This is a genomic window from Massilia sp. 01N410 (assembly GCF_056399665.1).
On record NZ_JBFTRV010000002.1, the window covers coordinates 135078 to 151123 of the forward strand.

At 66.1% G+C, this 16046-nt stretch carries 16 protein-coding genes; 9 read left to right on the forward strand and 7 right to left on the reverse strand.

All coding sequences use genetic code 11. The annotated features are described in order from the left end of the window. Positions 1 to 517: 517 nt before the first annotated feature. Entirely contained in the window at positions 518 to 1399 is an 882-nt protein-coding gene (locus AC1DOP_RS03245) for a flagellin N-terminal helical domain-containing protein (protein ID WP_442122502.1), read from the forward strand. Positions 1400 to 1500: 101 nt separating this feature from the next. After that, the gene (locus AC1DOP_RS03250) at positions 1501 to 2349 is read left to right on the forward strand and encodes a hypothetical protein (protein WP_477249787.1); all 849 of its coding nucleotides are present in this window, start codon (positions 1501 to 1503) and stop codon (positions 2347 to 2349) included. Positions 2350 to 2381: 32 nt separating this feature from the next. On the opposite strand, the gene AC1DOP_RS03255 is transcribed toward AC1DOP_RS03250, so the two are convergent. The 7 genes from AC1DOP_RS03255 to AC1DOP_RS03285 are packed head-to-tail and all read right to left on the reverse strand — an operon-like array spanning position 2382 to position 8681. Then, entirely contained in the window at positions 2382 to 4475 is a 2094-nt protein-coding gene (locus tag AC1DOP_RS03255) for a flagellar biosynthesis protein FlhA (protein WP_442122500.1), read from the reverse strand. Further along, complete coding sequence (locus AC1DOP_RS03260; RefSeq protein ID WP_477249789.1) at positions 4472 to 5611, reverse strand: EscU/YscU/HrcU family type III secretion system export apparatus switch protein; 1140 nt, start codon at positions 5609 to 5611, stop codon at positions 4472 to 4474. Before AC1DOP_RS03260 ends, AC1DOP_RS03255 begins: the two co-directional genes overlap by 4 nt. Beyond that, entirely contained in the window at positions 5604 to 6383 is a 780-nt protein-coding gene (gene fliR, locus AC1DOP_RS03265; protein ID WP_442122498.1) for a flagellar biosynthetic protein FliR, read from the reverse strand. The genes AC1DOP_RS03260 and fliR overlap by 8 nt, the downstream gene beginning before the upstream one ends. A gap of 13 nt (positions 6384 to 6396) precedes the next feature. Further along, positions 6397 to 6666, reverse strand: coding sequence for a flagellar biosynthesis protein FliQ (gene fliQ, locus AC1DOP_RS03270; protein WP_442122497.1), 270 nt, complete (start codon positions 6664 to 6666; stop codon positions 6397 to 6399). Positions 6667 to 6678: 12 nt separating this feature from the next. Further along, positions 6679 to 7467 (reverse strand): flagellar type III secretion system pore protein FliP, encoded by a 789-nt coding sequence (gene fliP, locus AC1DOP_RS03275; RefSeq protein WP_442122496.1) that lies wholly within the window; start codon positions 7465 to 7467, stop codon positions 6679 to 6681. Continuing rightward, positions 7464 to 7826 carry a FliM/FliN family flagellar motor switch protein gene (locus tag AC1DOP_RS03280; RefSeq protein WP_442122495.1) on the reverse strand — a complete coding sequence of 121 codons (363 nt, stop codon included), beginning with the start codon at positions 7824 to 7826 and terminating at the stop codon, positions 7464 to 7466. The genes fliP and AC1DOP_RS03280 overlap by 4 nt, the downstream gene beginning before the upstream one ends. Further along, positions 7827 to 8681, reverse strand: coding sequence for a FliM/FliN family flagellar motor C-terminal domain-containing protein (locus AC1DOP_RS03285; protein WP_477249793.1), 855 nt, complete (start codon positions 8679 to 8681; stop codon positions 7827 to 7829). It lies immediately after the preceding gene. 349 nt (positions 8682 to 9030) lie between these two features. On the opposite strand from AC1DOP_RS03285, the gene fliE reads away from it, so the two are divergent. The 7 genes from fliE to fliD are packed head-to-tail and all read left to right on the forward strand — an operon-like array spanning position 9031 to position 16038. Next, positions 9031 to 9375 carry a flagellar hook-basal body complex protein FliE gene (gene fliE / locus AC1DOP_RS03290; RefSeq protein WP_442122493.1) on the forward strand — a complete coding sequence of 115 codons (345 nt, stop codon included), beginning with the start codon at positions 9031 to 9033 and terminating at the stop codon, positions 9373 to 9375. Between the two features lie 17 nt (positions 9376 to 9392). After that, positions 9393 to 11138, forward strand: a complete 1746-nt coding sequence (gene fliF / locus AC1DOP_RS03295; RefSeq protein WP_477249795.1) for a flagellar basal-body MS-ring/collar protein FliF — start codon at positions 9393 to 9395, stop codon at positions 11136 to 11138. Beyond that, positions 11119 to 12141, forward strand: coding sequence for a FliG C-terminal domain-containing protein (locus AC1DOP_RS03300; protein ID WP_442122491.1), 1023 nt, complete (start codon positions 11119 to 11121; stop codon positions 12139 to 12141). Before fliF ends, AC1DOP_RS03300 begins: the two co-directional genes overlap by 20 nt. Next, positions 12138 to 12824 (forward strand): flagellar assembly protein FliH, encoded by a 687-nt coding sequence (gene fliH / locus AC1DOP_RS03305; RefSeq protein ID WP_442122490.1) that lies wholly within the window; start codon positions 12138 to 12140, stop codon positions 12822 to 12824. Before AC1DOP_RS03300 ends, fliH begins: the two co-directional genes overlap by 4 nt. After that, positions 12821 to 14137 (forward strand): flagellar protein export ATPase FliI, encoded by a 1317-nt coding sequence (gene fliI, locus AC1DOP_RS03310; RefSeq protein WP_477249797.1) that lies wholly within the window; start codon positions 12821 to 12823, stop codon positions 14135 to 14137. The genes fliH and fliI overlap by 4 nt, the downstream gene beginning before the upstream one ends. Before the next feature lie 8 nt (positions 14138 to 14145). Then, complete coding sequence (locus AC1DOP_RS03315) at positions 14146 to 14589, forward strand: flagellar export protein FliJ (protein ID WP_442122488.1); 444 nt, start codon at positions 14146 to 14148, stop codon at positions 14587 to 14589. Between the two features lie 9 nt (positions 14590 to 14598). Beyond that, a complete protein-coding gene (gene fliD / locus AC1DOP_RS03320) occupies positions 14599 to 16038 on the forward strand; it encodes a flagellar filament capping protein FliD (protein WP_442122487.1) in 1440 nt (479 codons plus the stop codon). The last annotated feature ends 8 nt before the right edge of the window (positions 16039 to 16046 follow it).

The window sequence follows — 16046 nt, forward strand, 5'->3', positions numbered from 1 at the left end:
TCTTCGTGATTATAGAGGAAAGAGTTTTCGTAGGGCAACATAATCGCTGGATGCCTTGCGACTGGCGCAGGATCGTGGCGCTTTCCCGACACGAGGGCGTGCCCGGGCCGTTCTTGATGATTGAACAAGGAGCGGATAGTCAGGCAATCGCGCCCTAGCCATGAAATCAAGGGCTTACGCGCGACCGCAAAATTTTTAAAAAAATTTCCGCGTGGAATATAGAGGAAAGAGTTTTCGTAGGGCAACATAATCGCTGGATGCCTTGCGACCGGCGTAGGATCGTGGCGCTTTCCCGACACGAGGGCGTGCCCGGGCCGTTCTTGATGATTGAACAAGGAGCGGATAGTCAGGCAATCGCGCCCTACCCATGAAATCAAGGGCTTACGCGAGACCGCAGAATTTTTAAAAAAATTTCCGCGTGGAATTTAATGGATGTGTGGAAACGGTCGTCTTGTACTTGTGAGAGCGCCAGAAAGGCTGCTCCGAACAGACCAAACCGATATTCAGGAGCTTGAAAATGCTGAGCCTTCACACCAACGCCGCTTCGCTGTCCGCACAAAACTCGATCAGCAAGACCCAGACCAGCCTGTCGACCTCGATGACCCGCCTGTCGACCGGCTACCGCATCAATTCGGCAATGGACGACGCAGCCGGCCTGCAGATCGCCACCCGCCTGAAAGCCCAGAGCAGCGGCATGGCAGTTGCAATGCGCAACACCCAGAACTCGATCTCGATGCTGCAGACCGCCGAAGGTTCGCTGAGCGAAGTGAACAACATCCTGGTCCGCATGAAGGACCTGGCAACCCAGGCAGCCGATGGTTCGTCGTCGGATACCGACCGTACCGCGATGCAGACCGAGTATGACTCGCTGGGCAAGGAACTGAGCAACATCGTGTCGAACACCAAGTTCGGCGGCACCGAGCTGCTGAACACCTCGACCGGCAAGCTGAAGAGCTCCATCGACTTCCAGATCGGCTCGGACAAAACCGAGAAGATGACCGCCGACTTCTCGACCGACCTGTCGACCATGGCTACCGACATCAGCAGCACCTCGGGCGCCTTCAGCTCGACCGCCAGCTCGACCGTCACCGCCGTCGGCACCGAAATCGCTTCGAGCACGGCAGCCAACGGCAGCATCAAGACCCTGTCGGACGCGATCGACGCCGTCAGCGGCCTGCGTTCGAAGCTGGGCGCCGCATCGAACCGCCTGGACCACGTCTACAACAACCTGTCGAACGTCTCGACCAACACCGCAGCCGCAACCGGCCGCATCATGGATGTCGACTTCGCAGCTGAAAGCTCGAACATGACCTCGAACCAGATGCTGCTGCAAGCCTCGACCGCCATGCTGAAGCAGACCAACAGCATGTCGTCGATGGTCATGTCCCTGCTGCAGTAATCGCAGGGCCGGCATCGGCCGCCTTCCCGGGCTAGACCAGCCGGGAGCCCCCAAAGGCCAGCCTTGCGGTTGGCCTTTTTACTTGTTACTCTGCCTTTATCATGGCCTCCCTGTCCTTCCCCCCGCTCCTTGCGCCGGCCTTGCCCGCTGCACCCGCCGCCGGGCCGCTGCCGGTCGGTGCGGTCGCCGCCGTCGCCCCGGCCGCGCTGCTGGCCGAGATGGATTCCCTGCCGCTGCCCCTGCCCGGCGCGCAACAGGCGCAGGCGAAAGCCGCACCGGGCGGCGACGGCATGGCGGAAGGCGCCGCGATGCGGCCGGACCAGGTATTGATGGCGCGCCAGCTGAGCTGGCCCACTCAAGAGGCCGGGACGCTCGCCAGTTCATGGCGCAGCATGGTGCGCAGCTATGGCACCCAGCTCGTGAACCGCGAACTGCAGGCGCGCCCCGGCCAGCTGCCGACGGCGATGCTGCTGGCGGGCCAGGATCCGCGCGTGCTGCGCCAGGGCGACCAGACCTCTCCTCTCGACGCCTGGCGCTTCACGGTGCATGCGGGCAGCCCGCAGGACCAGCACCTGCGCGTGGTGCAGGAAGAACACGAAGCGCAACAGCAGCAAAAAAGGCGCCGTGCCCGCGCCGCCCTGCGCCTGGAACTGGTGCTGATTGATGGCACCGTGGTGACCGTGCAGGCCGAACCCCTGGCCGACGGCGTGCGCCTGGAGTTGTGCGCGCCGGACGAAGCCTCGCTCGCGCGCCTGCGCGCGCTGGAGCCGAAACTCGAGAAAGCGGTGGCACGCGCCGGATTGCGCGTGCTGGGATGGAAGTACCGCGCCAGCCTGCCGATGGGGCCTGCCCACATCCGCCTGCCTTCGACGGACGCGGCGTCGGCGCTCAGCCTTCCGGTGTTTCGTGCGATGGCGGAATTGGCGCTGGTGCTTCCCGTTCTTCAATAAAGGTTTGCGTGGGCACTCCGTGCCCACGATGGTCAGCCCACCGAACCAATAATGGAGACCTCGCGGTTCTCCGGAATCTCGTTATACGACAGCACGTGCAGCCCCGGCGCGAACAGGCGCGCATAACGGGCCAGCAGCGGACGGATCTGCGGCAGCACCAGCAGGAGCGGCGGCGTGTGCTGCTGCTTCATCTGCTCGCGCGCGACCGGCATGTTCAGCTGCAGCTGGGACAGCAGCTGCGGATCGATCGGATAATTGTCGAGTGCGATCTTGCCGCCATTGTTCTGGCGCGCCTGGTTCAGGGAACCGAGCAGCATGTTCTCCAGGTCGCCGGACAGGTTAAACGCCGGCATGTCCCTCTTCTTGCCGTACAGGCCGGACACGATCTGGCGCCGCAGCGCGCAGCGCACCTCGGCCGCCAGCAGGATCGGATCCTTGGTCGACTCCGAGCTGTCCAGCAGCGTGGTGGCGATCACCACGATGTCCTTCAGCGAGACGCTCTCGGCGAGGAGCACGCGGAACACGCGCAGCAGTTGGGTGTGGGTCAGCGCCTTGTCCAGCGCCGACGCGAGCTTGGGCGACAGCGCCGTCAGGCGGTCCATCATCGCCGGCACGTCTTCGTGGCGGAACAGCTCCGACAGGTAATCCTTGGCGATCTTCGAGGCGTGGGTCGCGATCGCGCTTGCCACCTCGACCACCTGGTAGCCCTGGCCCAGCGCGTGCGCCTTCTGCTCCGGGTCGATCCAGGTGACGGCCATGCCGAAAGCCGGCTCGATGCCGGGGATGCCGTCCAGCTGCCCGTACACGGTCGGCGACGGGATCGCCATCAGCGCCTCGGCCACCACCTCCCCTTCCGCGACCACGGTGCCGTTCAGCGAAATCGCATACTGGTTCGGACGCAGGGTAAGGTCGTCGCGCACGCCGATGGCGGGCAGCAGCAGGCCCATTTGCTCGGACAGGCTCTGGCGCACGCCCTTGATGCGCTTGGTCAGGGCCTCGCCCTGCGCCTTGTCGACCAGGTGCACGAGCTTATAGCCGACGGCCACCGAGATCGGCTGCACCACCGGCAGCTGCTGCCAGTCGAGGTCGGGCACGCGGTCGTCGCGCAGCGCGGCCTCGATGGCGGCCACGCTGTCCTGCGACGGCGCCTTGACCTGGCCGGTCTGGCGCCAGCCCACATAAGCCAGCACGCCGGCGAAGATCATGAAGAAGAACCACGGCATGCCAGGCACCAGGGCCAGGATGATCATCACGCCGGCGGCCGAGAACAGCACGCTCGGCTGGGCCAGCAGCTGGCCGCCGACCTGCTCTTCGAGGTCGCCGGAATCGCTGACGCGGGTCACCAGGATCGCCGCCGCCGCCGACAGCAGCAGCGCCGGAATCTGCGCGACCAGGCCGTCGCCGATGGTCAGCAGCGCGTACTGGCGGAAGGCATCGCCCATCGACAGGCCGTGCATCAGCGCGCCGATTGCGACGCCGCCGATCAGGTTGATCAGTAGGATCAGGATCGAGGCGATGGCGTCGCCGCGCACGAACTTCGAGGCGCCGTCCATGGCGCCGTAGAAGTCGGCTTCGTTGGCGACGTCCTTGCGGCGCTGCTGCGCCTGTTCCTGGTTGATCAGGCCCGCGTTCAGGTCGGCGTCGATCGCCATCTGCTTGCCGGGCAGCGCATCCAGCGTGAAGCGCGCCGAGACCTCGGAGATCCGCTCCGCGCCCTTGGTGACGACGATGAAGTTGATGATCATGAGGATCACGAACACCACGATGCCGACCACGAAGTTGCCGCCGATGACGACGTTGCCGAAGGCCTCGATCACATGGCCGGCCGCGGCGTTGCCCTCGTGGCCGCGCAGCAGCACCACGCGGGTCGAGGCCACGTTCAGGGCCAGGCGCATCAGCGTGGTGCCGAGGATCACGGTCGGGAACACCGAGAAGTCCAGCGGACGCTTGGCCGACACGGACACCAGGATCACGATCAGCGCCAGCACGATGTTGAAGGTGAACATCACGTCCAGCAGCACCGGCGGCAGCGGCAGCATGATCATCGCCAGGAGCGCCAGCAGGAACGCCGGGGTGGCGAACTTCTGGCGGCGCAGCTCGGCCATCAAGCCGTTAATCATGTTCATGTTGCGGATACCTCACTCAAATGACTGGGAACGACGACTTCGTTCGGGAACCGTGGGGGCGCCTGGCGCCGGCCGTCACGGAATGCGTTCAGTTGCAGCACATAGTTCAACACCTGCGATACCGCCTGGTAGAGCTGCGCCGGGATCTGCTGCTGGACCTGGCTGGTGTTGTAGATCGCGCGCGCCAGCGGCGGCAGCGCGACCGTCTCGATCCTGTGTTTCGCCGCCACCGCCTTGATGTACAGGGCCATCTCGTCGATGCCCTTGGCGACCACGAAAGGCGCCTCGGCGCGGCTGGTGTCGTACTTCAGCGCGACCGCGTAGTGTTCGGGGTTGACGATCACCACGTCGGCGGTCGGCACGGTCTTGTTCACGTTGCGCCGCGCCAGCTGCTGCTGGATCTGGCGAATGCGCGCCTTCACTTCGGGCTTGCCCTCGGTGCTCTTGAATTCCTCCTTCACTTCCTGCTTGCTCATGCGCTGGCTGCGCGCGAACAGGAAGGACTGCAGCGGCACGTCGACCAGGGCGAACAGCAGGAACACCGAGATCAGCGCCATCAGGGCGTCGAACAGCTGCGACACGCCGCGCAGGATGGCGTCCGACAGCGGCAGGCGCTGCAGGTCGAGCCAGGATGCCGCGCCGGAGCGCGCCACGTACCACAGCACGGTCGCCAGCACGAGCGCCTTGGCGACCGAGATCCCGAAGGTGCTCCAGTGCTTGGCCGAGGCCAGGTTGCCCAGGTTCGTGACCGGCGAGAAGCGGCTGAAATTCGGCGCCAGGCTGGCGGTCGAGAAGTTCCAGCCGCCAGGCACGAGGCTCGACAGCAGCACCGCCAGGGTCACGCCGAACAGCGGCAGCAGCATCTTGATCAGCAGGATGGCCGCATTGCCGAACACGATCGACAGCGCGTTCTCGATCGCCCCGGCTTCGCCGAGCGGCACGAACACCATGCGGAACAGCGCGCGGAAGGATTCGAGGTAGTCCGGCATCAGGAACACCAGCAGCTTCAGGCTGGCCAGGATGCCGACCGCGGTGGCCAGGTCCTTCGAGCGGACCACCTGCCCCTGCTCGCGCGCCTTTCTCAGCTTCTGGCCTGACGCCTTTTCTGTCTTGTCGCCGCCGCTGCCTTCAGCCATGGGCCGCCCTCATCTGCTGCTGGAGCATCTCCAGCACCTGGTTAGTCATCTGCACGTAATGCTCGGGGATGAAGCGCACGACCTGCGCCAGCATCATCAGGCCGAACAGCGTCACCAGCGAAAAGCCCAGCGAGAACAGGTTCAGCGACGGCGCCACCCGGTTCAGGAAGCCGAGACCGATCTGCACCACGAGGGTCGAAAAGACGATCGGCAGCGCCAGCAGGATCGCGGCCGCGAACACCCAGCCCACGTTCAGGGCCACGGTCTGCAGCAGCAGCGGAGCATAGCCGCCGCCGACGGGCCAGGCGCGGAAGCTCTGGCCCAGCACGCCGACCAGCACCAGGTGGCCGTCGATCGCGAAGAACACCAGGATCGCCACCAGCCCGAGCAGGCCCGACACCACGTCCGACTGCTGGCCGTTGACCGGGTCGTTCATCTGCGCCATCGAAAAGCCGATCTGGCTCGACACCAGGAAGCCCAGCGTCGACACCACCGCCATCGTCAGCTGCAGCGCCAGGCCGATCACGCCGCCGATCACGGCCTGCTCGACCATCGCCACCACGCCCGCCAGCGAGAACGGATCGGGCATCGCGCGGCCCTGCGTCATCGGCAGCATCATGAAGGCCAGCACCACCGACAGCAGCGCGCGCACCGCCAGCGGCACATAGGACTCTCCCAGCACCGGCGCGGTCGCCAGCATCGCCATGCAGCGTGCGAACGGCCACCACAGCGCGCTGATCAGGGGCAGCAGGAAACCGGCGACTTCGAGCATCGTGCGCGCCGGCCTATCCGACCAGCTGGGCGGCGCGCTGGAACACGGCCACGCAGTAGTCCATCAGTTTGCCGGTCATCCAGTGCCCGGCCAGGATCAGCGCCATCAGGGTCACCAGCAGGCGCGGCAGAAAGCTCAGGGTCTGCTCGTTGATCGAGGTGGCGGCCTGGAACAGCGCGACGATCACGCCGGTCACCAGGCCGGGAAGCACCAGCACGGCCGCCAGCAGCATCACCAGCCGCAGCGCCTCGGCCACGAAGTCGACGGCGATATCGGGAGTCATATCTTTATTTACTCAGTATCCGTGGATGCTGCCGACCAGGGTGTTCACGGTCAGGGTCCAGCCGTCGACCAGCACGAACAGCAGCAGCTTGAAAGGCAGCGAGATCACGAGCGGCGACAGCATCATCATGCCCATCGCCATCAGCACCGACGACACCACCAGGTCGATGATCAGGAAGGGAATGAACAGCATGCAGCCGATCTGGAAGGCGCTTTTCAGCTCGGACAGCACGAAGGCCGCCAGCTTGACGGTGAAGCCGCGCTGCATCGGCGCCATCTCGGGCGGCTCGCCGGCCAGGTGCGCGACCTGGGCCAGCGCGGCCTTGCTGGTCTGGGCCAGCATGAAGCGCGACAGCGGCACCTCGGCGGTCCTGAGCGCCTGCTCGAGCGTGATCTTGTCCTTGTCGTAGGGGACGAAGGCTTCGTTCCAGACCTGCTCGCCGACCGGGCGCATCACCAGCAGCGTGAGAATCAGCGCGACGCCGGTGATGATCCGGTTCGGCAGGCCCGTTTGCAGGCCCAGCGCCTGGCGCAGCAGCGACAGCACGATCACGAAGCGCGTGAAGCTGGTCATCATCATGACCATCACGGGCAGCAGCCCGAGGACGGTCATCAGCACCAGGATCTGCGACTTCACGGTGAGGCCGCTGCCGGTGCCGGGGATGATCCCGGGCAGGAGGTCGGGATGCTGCGGCGCAGCCGATGCCGCGCCCGCGATCAGCAAAAGAGAAACGCCGGCGAAGGCCGGCGCGTAGCGGCGCAAAGCTCGACGCGGCTTCGCGCCGTCCAGCTTCAAGCTCATGGTGCGATCAGGTCCAGGTTGAGGCCGTCGAGATCGATCACCTTCAAGCCGTACTGCTCGCCCGCGACCACCACTTCGGCGCGGCCGATGGCGGCGCCGTTGACCTTGATGACCAGCGGCTCGCCGGCCAGCGCGTCGAGCGGCAGCACGGAGGACGGGCCGATCTCCATCAGCTCCTGCAGCGAGATGCGGGCCGAGCCCACTTCCAGCGTCAGGGTCACCGGGATGCGGCGCATCATCTGCGGCAGGCGGGCCGACTTGGCCGCCCCACTGCTTGCGGCGACCGGGGCATCGCCGCCTTCCAGGTCGTCGATGATGATGTCGCCGCCGGCGATTTGCTCATTCAGGTTCATGTCCATTTACTCGGCATCTTCAAAAGAGGTTAAACACAGCTTTCCCTTGTGCTCAGCGACGGCGGCCGTAAACAGGCACGCTTCGTCGAGCAGGACGTCGGCCCGGCCCACGTTGACCGGTATCACGTCCCCGACTTTCAGGTCGAACAGCGCGCCCAGCGTGATCTCCTTGCTGATCAGGCGGCCGTCGAGCTTGACCTGCAGCTTCGACGACAGCGGTTCGCTCGGTCCGCGCACCGCATGGGCGTGCGGGTGATCCGGGCGCAGGCTGCCCAGGATCGCAGCCATCAGCGACTGGTCCGGGGCGATCCAGAACCGGCTCGTTGCACCGTTGGCATCGCGCACCGTGGCGCAGATCGTCCAGGCGCTCTTGCCCGGCATGGTCGATCCGGCCACGGCGCCGGCCGGCACCGGCCTCGGCGCCACTTCCATTGCTGCGCTTACAGCGACGCGTGCATACAACAGGTCGGCCATCTGTTGCGTCAACACGACGATGAGGCGCTCTTCGGTCGCCGTCACGCGTTCCGTTCCGGGATCGCGCGGCATTGCGGCGGCGCTACGGCCACCGTAGCGCCGCTCCAACAGTGTCAGCAATAAACCACGTTCAAATGCCACCGAAACCGTGCCCAAGGCACCCGTTGCGGCCATCCAACGCAGTCCGGTGTCCTGCGGCGCGCGTCCGAATACGACACTGTCGAGACGCCAGCCACCCCAGTAACGGCGCGCGGCACCTTGCATTGCAGCGTCGATGTCATCCAGCAGACGTCCCGCAAACTGGGGCAGCAGATGCACCGGACGCCCCAGCAGGCAGGGGTCGAGCACTTGGTGCTGCGAGGTAGGGTCAGGGCTTGCGATCGGCATGTTCAAATTAACATTTAAATAAGCAGGAATGCTTTCTTTTCATTCCCCAAGGCAACTATTATACCTGTTAAATTGTGTCGCAACGCTTGAGATTCCTCTTTGAATTCGTCATTGCCGTACGGTAATATGCTGGTGTTCAGCGCTGAATTGAGGAAATTCATACAGGGCGACGATAGACGAAGCTGATATTTCCCCTGGTTCCGCGACAGAAACCAAGCTTCTTCAAGAACCTAAAAATTTAACAATTTCCAAAGCGCAATCGAAATTTCGACACATTGACACTAGGAAACACTGTCAATTCGCTACCAACCTTCACACACGAAATCTACGCATGGGAGCAGGAAACACGATGGGAACTGAACTTGCTGGTCTGATCCGCGCCGATCTCGCCGCCCTGACCAATGACGCCAGCCGCCTTGCCGTGGCCCCGTCGATCGACATCGGGCAGCCGACCCAGAACAGCGCGACCGGCGGCTTCTCCTTCGCGCAAAGCATGAAGGATGCGCTGGCCAGCGTCGACGGCGAGCAGCGCGCGGCGAGCGACAAGATGGCCGCCGTCGACAGCGGCAAGAGCGACGACCTGGTCGGCGCCATGCTGTCCTCGCAGCAGGCCAACCTGTCCTTCTCGATGCTGATGCAAGTGCGTAACAAGGTCATGGGCGCCGTCGACGAACTGCTCAAGCTCCCCGTCTGATCAGGAAGAAGCTCACTGTGATTGCCGCTCTCAAGTCCGCCATCGGCGGAAAACGCCTGCCGGCGCTGCCGCCCGCGCTGTCGAAGAACCTGACCCCGATGCTGGTGCTGGCGATCGCCATCACCGCCGCGGTCACCCTGTATATGTGGAAGGACCAGGCCGACTACAAACCGCTCTTCGGCGCGCGCGAAAAAGTCGCCGCTTCCGACATGATGAGCGTGCTCGAGGCGGAGCACGTGCCCTACCGCGTGCACCCGGACAGCGGCCAGGTGCTGGTGCCCTCCAACCAGCTGGGCAAGGTGCGCATGCTGCTGGCCGCGAAAGGCGTGACGGCGCAGCTGCCGGCCGGCCTGGAACTGATGGACAAGAGCGACCCGCTGGGCGTGTCGCAATTCGTGCAGGACGTGCGCTTCCGCCGCGGCCTGGAAGGCGAACTGGCGCAGTCGATCCTGACGATCGACGCCATCGCCTCGGCCCGCGTGCACCTGGCGATCGCCAAGTCGACCTCCTTCGTCGCCAGCGACGGCGACAAGTCCTCGGCTTCGGTGGTGGTCGCGGTCAAGTCTGGCCACACCCTCTCCAACGAACAGATCGCCGCGATCGTCAACCTGGTCTCGGGCAGCGTCGCCAGCCTGGCGCCGAATCGGGTCTCGCTGGTCGACCAGAACGGCAACTACCTGTCCTCGCGCGTCGACCTGGCCGACGGCTTCGACGGCGCCGCCCAGGGCGACACCGCCGCCAAGCGCTTCCAAGACGAAGTGCGCGCCAACGTCAACGAGCTGCTCGGACCAGTCCTCGGCGCCGACAACTTTAAGGTCAGCGTGACCGCCGACGTCGACAACGACAAGATCGAGGAAACCCAGGAAAAGTACGGCGAAGCGCCGAAGGTCACCAGCGAAGCGATGCGCGAAGAGCTGGAGAAGAGCCGCGTGGCGCTGGGTGTGCCGGGCACGCTGTCGAACCGTCCTCCGGTCTCGGCGCCTCCGGCCGACCCGAACGCGGCCGCCAACGGCGCCGCCGATCCCAACGCCAAGGGCGACGACGGCAGCGCACGCAAGAATGCGACCACCCGCCAGTACGCCTACGACCGCGCGATCACCCAGATCAAGCGCTCGCGCGGCCGCCTCAAGAAGCTGTCGGTGGCGGTGGTGCTGAACAACGCCAAGGCGGCCTCGCCGAAGACCGGCTGGAGCGCGAACGAGATCGCCAACATCGACAAGATCCTGCGCGGCGGCCTGGGCATCGACGCCAACCGCGGCGACGTGCTGGCGGTGTCCTCGCTGAGCTTCCCTGCCCCGGCTCCCGCCGAGCCGTGGTACCAGCAGCGCGACAATGTGGTCGACATGACCGGCTGGGCGGCCTGGATCGTCGGCGCCCTGTTCGCCTGGTTCGCGGTCCTGCGCCCGCTCATGCGCATGCTGACCCGGCGCGGCAATCCGCAGGCGGCGCAAGCTCCCGCCCTGGCCCAGCTGCCGGGCGGCGGTGCGGCGGCCCTGAACGGCGCCGCCGGCGCACTGGCCGCACCGGGCGCGCCGGCACTGGCGGGCAGCGCGGCGGCAGCGCTGCCGGCGGCGGGCACGCCTTCGCTGGGCAACGCGATGCCGGTCCAGCCGCTGCTGGAAAACTATGATTTGCCACCGGCCGGTTCGGCCGTGGACGTGATGGTCGACCATCTGCGGGTCCTGGCAGGCAAGGAGCCGGAGCGGGTGGCGGAAGTGGTCAAACAATGGGTACAGAAGAAAAATGGCGGATCTGAACAATAACGACGTGCAGGAAGTGGCGCTGACCCCGGTCGAACAGGCCGCGATCGTGCTGCTGTCGATCGGCGAGGAACCGGCGGCCGCCGTGCTGCGCTGCCTCGAGCGCGAGGAATTGATCGAGCTGACCCAGGTGATGAGCCGGATGAGCGGCATCAAGGTCGACGCCGTGAAGAACTCGATCCAGAAGTTCTTCGACGACTACCGCCAGCAGAGCGGCCTGCACGGCGCCTCGCGCAACTACCTGAAGCGCTCGCTCGACCTGGCGCTGGGCAGCGAGATCGCCAACAGCGTTCTCAATACGATCTACGGCGACGCCATCCGTCCGATGATGGCGCGCCTGCAGTACGCCTCGCCGAAGTGGCTGGCCGACTACATCGCCGCCGAGCACGTGCAGATGCAGGCCGTCTTCCTGGCCTTCCTGCCGCCCGCGCTGGCCGGCCAGATCATCGACGCGCTGCCGGAAGAAGGCCGCGAACTGGTGCTGCTGAACCTGGCGCGCCTGGAAGAGATCGACCGCGAGCTGCTGGCCGAACTGGAAGAGCTGGTGCAGCGCTGCCTGTCCGCGCTCGATACCCAGAGCGCCACCGTGGAAGGCGTACGCCAGGCGGCCGATATCCTGAACCGCCTGCCGAACAACCGCGCCACCATGGTCGAGCTGTTGCGCGCCCACGATCCGGAAGTCGTGTCGCAGATCGAGATGTCGATGTACGACTTCTTCATCCTGTCTAAACAGACCGAACAGACCATCACGCGCCTGCTGGACGAAATCCCGCTGGAGCAGTGGGCCGTCGCCCTCAAGGGCGCCGAGCCGGCCCTGCGCGATGCGATCCTGGGCGCGATGCCGAAGCGCCAGGCACAGAGCTTCGAAGACCTGATGCGCCGCTCCGGACCGGTGCCGATGTCGCGCATCGAGCAGACCCGCCGCGAGATCATGGCTGCCGTGAAGGACCTGGCCGACAACGGTGAAATCGAAGTCCAGCTGTTCGCCGAGGCGACCGCCGAATGAAGCAGTTCCGGCCTTATCACTTCCCGCCCCTGGCCCAATTCCTGGCCGCCAGCGGCAGCACCTCGCCCGCATCAATCTCGGCCACCGCGGAACAGGACTGGCAGGGCGCGATGGCCGACGGCTTTCGCCAGGGCCAGCAGGACGGCTACGACGTCGGCGTCGAGCAGGGCCGCAGCGACGGCTTCGATGCCGGCCACGTCGAAGGCCTGGCGCGCGGCATCGAGGAAGGCCGCCAGCAGGCGCTCGCCGAGCTGGAAGCGATGTCCGAGCCGGTCGACGCCATGCTGCGCGCCCTGAAGAAGCTCAATACCGAATTCAAGAATGCCCAGCGCAAGGAAGTGGTGGACCTGGTCGGAAAGATCGCCCGCCAGGTGATCCGCGCCGAACTGGCGCTGCAGCCGGTGCAGATGCTGGCGCTGGTGGACGAGGCGCTGGCGGCGATGCCGCCGACCCGCGACGAGGTCGAGGTGCTGCTCAACCCCGAAGAGCTCAAGCGCATCCAGGAGCTGGATCCGAAGCGGGCCAAGAAATGGAACCTGCTGGCCGACCCGAGCCTGGAACCGGGCGAATGCCGCGTCAAGGCCGGCGACCACGAAGTCGACGCCGGCTGCCAGGGCCGTCTCGCGGCCTGCATGGAGCAGGTGCGTGAAGGCCTGGCTGCCGAAGAGGCGGAGGAAGCGTGAGCGCACTGGCCCAGACCCTGCGTTCGCTCGACATCGGCGCGGTGCCGGTGGCCACGCCCACCGGGCGCCTGGTCGCGGTGCAGGGCCTGCTGCTCGAGAGCGTCGGCGTGAAGCTGCACACCGGCCAGCGCTGCCGCGTCGAACTGGTCGACGGCGACTGGCTGGACGCGCAGGCGGTCGGCTTTCGCGACAAGGTGACTTACCTGATGCCGTTCAAGAAGGCCGACGGCCTGGTGACCGGCGCCCGCGTGCTGCCCGCCAGCGGCCCGTCCAGCATCCAGATCGGTCCTTCGTGGATGGGCCGCATGGTGAACGGCCTGGGCGAGCCGATCGACGGCCTGGGCCGCCTCGGCGGCGACCAGACCCTGTCCACCACGCCGCCCAGGGTCAATCCCTTGCGCAAGGCGCCGGTAGACGAGCCGCTGGACGTCGGCGTGCGCGCGATCAATTCGATGCTCACGCTCGGCAAGGGCCAGCGCGTCGGCCTGATGGCCGGCTCCGGCGTCGGCAAGTCGGTGCTGCTCGGCCTGATCACGCGCCAGACCGTGGCCGACGTGATCGTGGTCGGTTTGATCGGCGAACGTAACCGCGAGGTGCGCGAATTCGTCGAGAAGTCGCTCGGCGTGGAGGGTTTGCGTCGAGCTGTGCTGGTGGTGGCGCCGGCCGACGAAAGCCCCCTGATGCGGGTGATGGCGACCGAACTGTGCCACGCGATCGCGGCCCACTTCCGCGACCGCGGCCAGAACGTGCTGCTGCTGTGCGATTCCCTGACCCGCTACGCGATGGCGCTGCGCGAAGTGGCGCTGTCGCTGGGCGAACCGCCGGCGACGCGCGGCTATCCGCCGTCGGTATTCTCGAATCTGCCACAGCTGTGCGAATCGGCCGGCAACGGCGAGAATCCGGACGGCAGCATGAGCGCCATCTACACCGTGCTGGCGGAAGGCGACGACCAGCAGGACCCGGTGGTCGACAGCGCGCGCGCCATCCTCGACGGCCACATCGTGCTGACCCGCGAGCTGGCCGAGCGCGGCCACTACCCGGCGATCGACGTCGCCCAGTCGATCAGCCGCTGCATGGCCCAGGTGGTCACGCCGGACCATGCTCAGGCAGCACGCAGGCTGAAGGCGGCGATGGCGAAGCATGCGCGGGTGCGCGACCTGATCCCGCTCGGCGCCTACCAGCCGGGTGCCGATCCGGAAACCGACCGCGCGGTGAAGCTGCATCCGCACATCGAAGCCTTTCTGTGCCAGGGCACGCGCGAAGACGCGCCCTTCGGCCCCTGCGTCGACCAGCTGATGGCGATGATGGCATGAGCAACCGGATGAACAAAAGCGACACGATCACGAGCCTCGGCACCCTGGTGCGCCTGCGCAGCACCGAAGTCGAACGCCTGCAGGCCGACCTGGCCAGGCAGGAAGCGACGCGCGCGCGCTACCAGGCCGCCGTCGAGCGCCTGACCGACCTCGCGGTCGGCAGCGGCCCGTCGGCGCAGCCCGGGGCCAAGCTGTCGCCGGCCCTGGCGGCCAATTGCGGCAACTACAAGCAGGCCGTGTTCGCGCTGGCCGACACCCAGCGCACCGACCTGCACCTGATTGACGCGAACATGGCGGTCTCGCAGCGCAACCTGGCCCAGGCCTGGACCAGGCGCGAGCTGCTCGGCAAGGTGCTGGCCCAGCACGAAGCCGCGTTCGCGCGCGAGCAGGACCGCGCCCAGCGCAAACAGGAAGACGACATCGCCACGCAGTCGTGGCTGGCAAATCAATAAGGAGCAAGCATGTCCAGTATTAACGCCCCAACCTACGATCCGACCAGCACCGCGCAGGCGATGGCACAGAAGCTGACCGCGAGCGCGCAGGAAATGCTGACCAGCCAGACCAAGACCGCCAGCGCCACCTCGACCGCGCTGTCGAAACTGGGCTCGGCGATCTCCGCCTTCCAGACCAGCTTGGGCTCCCTGACCGGCATCGGCAAGTCGATGCTGGCCCAGAGCGCGACCCTGTCCAACACCACGGTCGGCAGCGCGACCGCGAAGTCGACCGCCGCGGCGGGTACCTACAACCTGTTCGTCCAGCAGGTGGCGACCGCGGGACAGGCCTCCTACCAGGTCCCTCAGAACGGCGAAATCGGCGGCAAGTTGACGCTCACGCTGGCGCCGCCAGCGACGCCAGCGGCGACCCCGCCTTCGCCATCGGCCACGCAGACCGGACAATTCACCGTGCAGCTGAGCGCCGCCGCCGATACCGATGGCGACGGCAGCCTGAGCGCACGCGAGATCGCCGCCGCGATCAACAGCGAGCCGACCAACGCCGGCCGGGTGTCGGCTGGCGTGGTCACGATTGCCGGCGTGCCGCAACTCGTGCTGACCTCGGCGAACACCGGCGTAGCCAACAATGTCTGGCTCGACCCGAGCGCCGCCGGCCCCACGCTCGCCGGCAGCCTGGCGCTCAACAAGCGCACGGTGACCGCCGCAGCCACGGATGCGATTCTCCTGTACGGCGCCACCAGTTCCACCACCGGCACCCCGATCACGCAGGCCTCGAACACCTTCACGAACATCGATGGGGTGTCGCTGACCGTGACCCGTGCCCAGACAGCGGCCGAAAGCCCGTTCACCCTGACCGTGGGCAGCAGCGCCAGCGCCACGCAATCGAATGTGCAGGCTTTCGTCGACGCCTACAACAAGCTCAAGTCCGTCATCGACGGCCTGGTCGATCCGGGCGATCCGTCGTCCGGCGCCAGCCCCGGCGCATTCGCACACGACGCCGGTGTCCGCGCCCTGCAAGGCAGGCTGGTCAGCATGCTGCGCGCAACCGGCAACCCGTCGCTGGCCTCGTACGGCATCACCGCCGCACGCGACGGCACCCTGAGCCTCGATACGGCGCGCCTGACCAAGCAGCTGGCGCTCGATCCGACCAGCCTGGACAAGCTGATCGGATCGGCCAGCATCGGCAGCCCGACGGGCATCGCCGGCTCCCTGAACACCTACCTGAACCAGTGGAGCAACAGCACCACCGGCCAGATCACCCAGCGCAACGATTCGATCACCAAGCTGCAAACCTCGCTGACCAAACGCCAGTCCGACCTGGATGCCCAGTACAACGCCGCTTACGACCGCTACCTGAAACAGTTCACCGACTTGCAGACCCTGCAGGCCAGGATGAACAGCAACGTGTCGATGTTCGACGCACTCTTCGGCAACGCTAAGTCAAACTAAGAGATATT